At 69.9% G+C, this 7,222-nt stretch carries 6 protein-coding genes and 1 riboswitch; of the genes, 3 read left to right on the forward strand and 3 right to left on the reverse strand.

Annotation, left to right across the window (positions count from 1 at the left end; all coding sequences use genetic code 11):
- Positions 1-27: 27 nt before the first annotated feature.
- On the reverse strand, positions 28-1,419 hold the full coding sequence (locus tag NGB36_RS25175) for a dihydrolipoyl dehydrogenase family protein (protein WP_255922767.1): 1,392 nt from the start codon (positions 1,417-1,419) through the stop codon (positions 28-30).
- Between the two features lie 488 nt (positions 1,420-1,907).
- Positions 1,908-3,323, reverse strand: coding sequence for an FAD-dependent oxidoreductase (locus NGB36_RS25180; RefSeq protein WP_255922768.1), 1,416 nt, complete (start codon positions 3,321-3,323; stop codon positions 1,908-1,910).
- Between the two features lie 315 nt (positions 3,324-3,638).
- On the opposite strand from NGB36_RS25180, the gene NGB36_RS25185 reads away from it, so the two are divergent.
- A complete protein-coding gene (locus NGB36_RS25185) occupies positions 3,639-4,391 on the forward strand; it encodes an SDR family NAD(P)-dependent oxidoreductase (RefSeq protein ID WP_255922769.1) in 753 nt (250 codons plus the stop codon).
- A 114-nt stretch (positions 4,392-4,505) separates the two neighbouring features.
- On the opposite strand, the gene NGB36_RS25190 is transcribed toward NGB36_RS25185, so the two are convergent.
- Positions 4,506-5,390 (reverse strand): LysR family transcriptional regulator, encoded by an 885-nt coding sequence (locus NGB36_RS25190; RefSeq protein ID WP_255922770.1) that lies wholly within the window; start codon positions 5,388-5,390, stop codon positions 4,506-4,508.
- A 261-nt stretch (positions 5,391-5,651) separates the two neighbouring features.
- Between NGB36_RS25190 and NGB36_RS25195 the strand changes: the two genes are divergently transcribed.
- Positions 5,652-5,957, forward strand: coding sequence for a hypothetical protein (locus NGB36_RS25195; RefSeq protein WP_255922771.1), 306 nt, complete (start codon positions 5,652-5,654; stop codon positions 5,955-5,957).
- 390 nt (positions 5,958-6,347) lie between these two features.
- Complete coding sequence (locus NGB36_RS25200) at positions 6,348-6,578, forward strand: hypothetical protein (RefSeq protein ID WP_255922772.1); 231 nt, start codon at positions 6,348-6,350, stop codon at positions 6,576-6,578.
- Between the two features lie 75 nt (positions 6,579-6,653).
- Positions 6,654-6,826: riboswitch (M-box (ykoK) riboswitch) on the forward strand.
- Positions 6,827-7,222 lie beyond the last annotated feature (396 nt).

A 7,222-nucleotide genomic window follows, 5' to 3' on the forward strand; every position in this document is an offset into this window, starting at 1 on the left:
ACGTCGGACAGCACCGGCTGGGGGCGGTCATGAGTGATTGCCGGCATCGGCTTCCCTGCCTCGCCGCAGGTCGGCCAGGGCATCCTCCACGGCACGGTGGAAGGTCGGGTAGGCGTAGATCATGTGCCGCAGCTGCTCAATGGGAACCTGGCACTGGACGGCCACCGCGAGTCCGTAAAGGACCTCACCGCCCATCGGCCCGGCGGAGGTGGCACCGACCAGCACGCCGCGGTCGGCGTCCTCGACCAGCTTGATCAAGCCCTCGTTGCCTGTCTTGTGGATCCAGCCGCGCGCGGAGGACGGCACCTGGGCAGTGCCCGTGCGCACCAGCAGGCCCTGCTGGCGGGCCTGGGCCTCGGTCAGGCCGACCGAGCCGATTTCCGGGTCGGTGAAGGTGACCCGTGGCAGGGCCCGGTAGTCGGCATCGGGGCCGGGCTCGCCGAGGATGTCCCGCACCGCGATCTCCGCCTGGTACATCGCCACATGGGTGAACAGCCCTCGCCCGGTCACATCGCCCACGCCCCAGATCCCGTCGGCGGCCCGCATCTGCCCGTCGACCTGGAGGGCGCGGGCCTCGGGGTCCAGGCCGATGCTGTCCAGGCCGAGCCCCGTCAGATTCGGCCGGCGGCCGGTGGCGACCAGCAGCCGCTCGGCAGTCAGCTCCTCGCCGCCGTCCAGGATGAGACTGAGGGCGCCGGGCGCATAGCGGGCGCCGGTGGCCTTCGCCCCCGTGCGCACGGTGATGCCCTCGGTGGCCAGGATCTCGCGGAGCAGGGCACCGGTCTCGGGTTCTTCGGCGGGTAGCAGCCGGTCCATCGCCTCGATGATGGCCACGCGGGTGCCGAAGCGCGCGAACACCTGGGCGAGCTCCAGGCCCACCGCGCCGCCTCCGAGGACGAGCAGGGACGACGGCGGTTCCTTGACCGAGACGGCCGCACGGTTGGTCCAGTACGGCACCCGGTCCAGACCCGGCACGGGAGGGGCCTGGGGGCGGCTGCCGGTCGCCAGCACCACGCCGCGGCGGGCGGTGAATACCTGCCCGTCCACCTCGACCCTGCCAGGTCCGGCCAGTCGGGCGTGCCCCCGGATGAAGTGCCCGCCCTTGCCGGCGAAGCGGTCGACGGCCACCTGGTCGTTCCAGTCGTCGGTCGCCTCCTGCCGGATTCGCGCGGCGACGGGGGAGAAGTCGGGATCGACCTGCGACTGCCCGGCCATCCCGGGGATCCGCCGGCCCTCGGCGAGCAGGTTCGCGGCGCGGATCATCATCTTGCTGGGGATGCAGGCCCAGTACGGGCACTCTCCGCCGACCAGCTCGGCCTCCACCCCCACCACGGTGAGCCCGGCCTCGGCCAGCCGCTCGGCGGCATGCTCGCCACCGACCCCCATTCCGATCACCACGACATCGGTGTCCTGCGCCATGGGCCCGTCTCCTCATCTCATCCGGTGGCTCACCCGGTCCGCCCTGATGTGGGTGTGTACCCGGAAACCCGGTGGGAGACAGCACGGCTTTCTCCTCGCTCACCGCTCTCACTGCGTATCACCGCGAGCGGCGATGTGTCCGGCGTTCACCCACCTCTCCGACGTGCCGGTCGCGCACACCGCCGGAGGAGAAGCCGGCGGAGACCACGAAGATCATCCTGGACTTCCTGGCGGCGTCGCAGAACGCGCCGATGCCCCGGGGGACATCGGCGTCTCCGCGCTGCCGTCGGAGGACGGGGCTGTGGACCGCCGAGATCGGGTTCGCCAACTGCGACGCTCAGTCGCCGATGGGCTTCACCGCAACGGCGAAGACCGTCGGCACGACGGCTGCGATCCGCTGTGCTCGTCGCGGCGCGGACGGCTCTGAGTCGCGTGCGCCGACAACTGGACGATCCGCGCCGGTGCGGGGCGGCTGCACGGCGAGGCGGCTACACGCCGACCGCCTTCGGTTCGTCGGTTCGCACGATGGTGGCGAGCACGTCGTTGAATGCCTCGGTCGAGGTGGGGTGTTGGTAGACGGCGTCGCGGAGTTCGGCTGCCTTGATGCGGTGTCGCATGGCGAGCGCGACGGTGTTGATGACTTCCTGCGCGTCGACGCTGAGCAGTGCCGCGCCGAGGATTTCGTCGGTGTCGGCGTCGATCACGAACTTCATGACTCCGCGGGTGTCCTCGACGATGTAGGCGCGGGGCATGGCGATGATCTCGGCGACGGGCTGGCTTGCGATCTTCACCCGGTAGCCGGCTGCGCGGGCTTGTTTCTCGGTGAGCCCGACGGTGGCCAGCGGCGGGGTGATGAACAGGGTGTGGGGAATGGCGACCCGGTCGGCCGTGGAGCGCTTGCCCTCGCCGATGAGCTGGTCGAGGACGATGCGGCTGTCGTCGAGGGAGATGTAGGTGAACTGCGGGCCGCCGTTGACGTCGCCGAGGGCGAAGATGTGCGGCCGGCTGGTGCGCAGGTGCTCGTCGACCTCGACCGCCCCTCGCTCGGTGGTGCGCACGCCGGCGGCCTCCAGCGCAAGGTCGCGGGTGGCCGGTGCGCGACCCGTGGCGGCGAGGATGGCGTCGGCCTCCAGGGTGTGCTGCCGGCCGTCCTTGTCGTAGACGACGGTCGCGGCGGTCTCACCGTCACGGATCTCGGTGACGTTCGCGCCCGCGATGATCTCGATGCCCTCGTCCGCGAGGATGCCCTCGGCGACGTCGGCGACGTCGTCGTCCAGATGCCCCAGGATCTTCGGGGCTGTCTCGAGCACGGTGACCTGCGATCCGAACTGGCCGTAGATCGAGGCGAACTCCAGGCCGAGGTAGCCGCCCCCGACGATCGCGAGCCGTCCCGGCAGGACTGTCGTCTCGATCAGGTCGGTGCTGGTCACGGTGTACTGGCTCGCCCGTAGACCAGGGATGTCGAGGATGATCGGTTCAGAGCCGGTGTTGATCAGGATCGTCTCGGCGGTGATCGTGAGATGGCCGTCGGCGGTGTCGACGCCCACGGTGTGCGGGTCGGTGAAGGCAGCTTTGCCGGTGACGACCGTGACCGTGTCCATGCCGTTCAATCCGTCGTAATTGCCGCCGCGGAACAGCTTGGTGAGCGCCTGGACCTCGCCGACGGAGCGCTCATACCACTCCTGCGGCGAATCCTCGGGCCTGCGCTTGCGGGAGTGGTGGACGAGCGCCTTTGTCGGCACGCACCCGACGTTGGGGCAGGTCCCGCCGTACATACGGTCGGACTTCTCGACGAGCACGACGCGCTTGCCGAGCCGGCCCATCGTCGCGGCCACCGCCTTGCCGCCCTTGCCAAATCCGATCACGAGTACATCGGCATCGAGGTTTTGGTTCGTGGCGCCCATATTCGCTCCCGCCTGGAAACGGCTGAGTAAATCAACGGGTGAGGAAAAGTGCCCTTGTGGCCCGGCTCTCACGAAGTCCGTGTCATCTCAACGCCACCACCAACGCCGCGACGCCGCAACAGCTGCGGTAGCGCTGTCGCCAAGAGCGGCCATAAGCCACACCACTGGCCTTGCTGGAATCCGCCGCAGGCAAGCGATGCTGTCATCAGTGATCACTGCGCGATAAGTGGTCGGGCGAAGAAGTTGCGCGAAAAGGGCATGCAAAGAGGTGCTCGATGTGCGCGGAGCTCATCCGAAAAACGAAAGGTTTTGGTCATGACTTCTGCAGACCTGGCAGGACGCGTCGCTCTGGTGACCGGGGCGACCAGCGGCATTGGCGCTGCTACCGCGTCGGTGCTCGCCGAGCGGGGCGCGCACGTGCTGGTCGCGGGCCGGGACCGCACTCGTGGCGACGCCGTGGTCGATGCGATCCGGGGACGTGGCGGGAAGGCGGACTTCGTGGCCGCCGATCTGCGGGATGCCCAGTCGGTACGGCGGCTGGCGCGTGAGGCCCGAGAGGCGGGCGGTGGGCGTGTCGACATCCTGGTCAACAACGCGGGCGTCTTCCCGTTCGGGCCGACGGAGCAGGCGCAGGAGAGCGACGTCGACGCCGTCTACGCGCTGAACGTCAAGGCGCCGTTCTACCTGGTGGCCGAGCTCGCTCCGGCGATGGCCGAGCGGGGCAGTGGAGCGATCGTCAACGTCAGCACGATGGTGGCCGAGTACGGCGTACCGGGCATGGCCCTGTACGGCTCCAGCAAGGCGGCGCTGAACCTGCTGACCAAGGCGTGGGCCGCCGAATACGGCCCGCGGGGGGTTCGCGTCAATGCTGTGGAGCCCGGTCCGACGCGGACGGAGGGCACCGTCGGCATGGACGATGACCTCGACGCCCTCGCCGCGCAGGCGCCGGCCGGGCGCCCTGCCGCACCGGCGGAGATCGCCGAGGCGGTCGCGTACCTGGCCGGTGATGCCGCGAGCTTCGTGCACGGTGCGGTACTGCCCGTCGACGGCGGGCGCACGGCCGTCTGACGCCGTCGGGCCGCCCCCGTACCACGGCGTGCCGAAAGCGCCGCCGCCAGGGAAGAACCTGGCCGCGGCGCCTTCGGCTTGATGTCCGGGGACCGCAGCGCGGATGCGGCCGGGTCAGCCGATGACCTGCGGCTCGAAGGAGGCGATCAGCCGTCCCAGATCACGCCGCCGCGACGTGGCCGGCCACACCGCCCAGGTACGACGTACCAGCGGGTGGCCGACCAGCGGGCACCAGGTGACGGCGTCGGGGAGGGGCTGCGACCAGTCGGGCGGCGCCAGCGCAAACGCCCCGCCGGCGCCGACCGCGGCGAGCTTCACCTCGGCGATCAGCGACTGCCCCTCGGGCACAGCAGCGCCGAGGTCCAGGCCGTGGCTGCGCAGGACGGCGGTGAGCTCGTCGTACCACGCGGGGCTGCCGGAGCGGGAGAAGCCGACCCAGTCCAACCCGGCGAGGGCATCGAGGCGCACGCCGCCGGGAACGGCGATCTTGGCGGCCTGATCAGCGGCGAGCAGCACACCGAGTCGTTCTTCGGCGACGAGCACGGCGTCCAGTTCCTGGCCGACGGGGTGTTCGCGCAGCAGGCCGACGTCGAGCTCGCCGCCGGTCAGGGCCGTCAGTTGCGCGGAGGTCGACAGGTGACGGGCCTGGACTCGGGTTTCGGGATAGGCGGCGGCCAGCTCCACCAGGGGACGGGTGAGCAGATCGGAGGGCAGCTCCAGCGGGATGCCGAGCCGCAGCACGCTCCCGCCGACGTCGGTGTGCCTGGCCATGGCCGCGAGCGCCTGGTCGTGGCGGGCCAGCACGGCACGCGCTTCGGACAGCAGGGTCATGCCCGCGTCCGTGGCCTGCACACCCGTACTGCTGCGCACCAGCAACTGCACGCCGAGCTGGCGTTCCAGGGCGCTGACGGTCTGCGACAAGGCAGGCTGGCTCAGATGCAGCCGACGCGCGGCTGCGGACAGACCGCCTTCCTCGACGACCGCGACGAACGCACGCATCTCCCTCAGCTCCACGCGCTCATCGCACCACGCGCTGCGGGTGCATGCCAGGGCGGCCCCCAAGCCCGGCTTACGGATGCCCTTGCCGCGCGGTCTGGCCGGCGGCTACAAGGTGTGCCGACAGGGAGGTTGTCCAGCCCGAAGGGTCTCCTCGGCGGGCCGCTCGTCCGGCTTCGGCGACCAGGACGGTGAGAATGGCAGATAACTACGCCGTCCGGTCCCTGCCTCAGCGACCGCCGGCCGCGGCTGTAAGGACCGCCGATGACCACACCAGCGGACGACAACGGCCATGATTCCGCTCGGCACTCCGAAGCGAGCGGACCACCGTGCGCGAAAGCCCACCAGAGCGGGCCCCCAGCCCCGCGCCCGGGGCCGCACCGCGCCGCCGGCGGCGCGCCGGACGTGCCGAAAAGGATCCTGACCGCCGCCCTCGCCGACGCGGGCGACGACGAACGGGCCACCGTCATCGACGCACTCGCCCGACTGCACCAGCTCCTCGTTGCAGACCAGGCCCCGCCACGCCCCCTGGTACTGACCATCCAGGAAGACGGGGCGATCCGCCGGTGAAACGGGTACCTCCTGTTACGTTCCTCTCACCCGTTCTATCCGTCTTGACGCGATTCGGGACTCGGAGTGATCCTCGAAAAGGTGACGCACCGCGTGAGGCGAGGCGTCTGCGTGCACAGGTGCCCTCCCGCTGTGGGGGGCCGCCGCCCGTTCGATGACACCCATGTGTGTCCTGGCCGCGAGGAGGTGAGGGGAATGAGTTCCTGGCCCAGTCCGGAGCCCGCTCATGGGCAAGCTCATCCATCACGCTTGATCGCGGCCCGCACACTCGTCGGCTGACACCCACGCGCTTTCATTCAGCCCCGGCGCTCAGAGCCGGGGGAGTGCACGCGCGATCGCACGTGATCAGGCCTGCCCCCCCGATTCCACGAGCCTCCGAGGGAGACAGCCATGCGCATCGAACTGACCTGGCCGCGTGCTGACGCGGCAGACCGCACGCTCAGCGTTGCGGTGCCTGAGATTCCCGTGACCGACCTGCTGCGGCGTGCCGTCACCTCTGCCGAGCCGGTCGTGAGCAGCGCCGCCGCTACAGCCGGGGCCGGGGTGCTCGTTCAACTTGCCCTGCCGTTCGCGGTCCGTCTGGCTCGGCAGACGCTCAACGAGGGACCCGGCACCGCATAGCCCGCCCGGGTCCCGAGATGGCGACCGCGCTCGACGGCACCCAGTGGCACAGGCTATGGTTGACGAGGTTGAAGTAAGACACCTCGTTCGGTGAGGCGTCTTCACGGACACAGGCCACTGATCCCACCCGTCGAGAGACGCTCCGGATCAGGACAGGTCTCCCCGGCCTAAGGGGTGACCCCAAGTGGCTGCCTTCGCAAGGGGATTACGCCGTGAAGTGCCAAAGCTCTGACGAGTTGGGGTGAGCCGGCCGTATGGGCTGGTCCGCTCCTGACGACGTCGACGCGCCAGTGATTGCGTGTCCCGGCCGGAAGGAGGCGAGAGACATGGATTGCAGCAGCAGTAGTCCGGGCCACAGTTGGCCCCTGATCCGCTTGTCCTCGCATTCTTCCGGCACGCGGTAACCACCTTCCCCGCGCGGTATCCGGCCGCGCCCCCCCTCCGTCACGATCTCGACGATCGTTGACGGCTCAGGACCATTGTTGTGTCCACGCAGGGGGATGGTGGCTGCGTGCCCCTGACCTCCCCCGATCGGGGGTGTTGGGAGGCCCACCATGAGCAACACGATCCTCAACCAGGTACCCGCGCAGCGTGCCGCTGTTCTGGATGACGCGCATGTCGGTGACATTCGTGGTGCGTTGGGC

The organism is Streptomyces humicola (genome assembly GCF_024436035.1).
GTDB classification, from domain to species: domain Bacteria; phylum Actinomycetota; class Actinomycetes; order Streptomycetales; family Streptomycetaceae; genus Streptantibioticus_B; species Streptantibioticus_B humicola.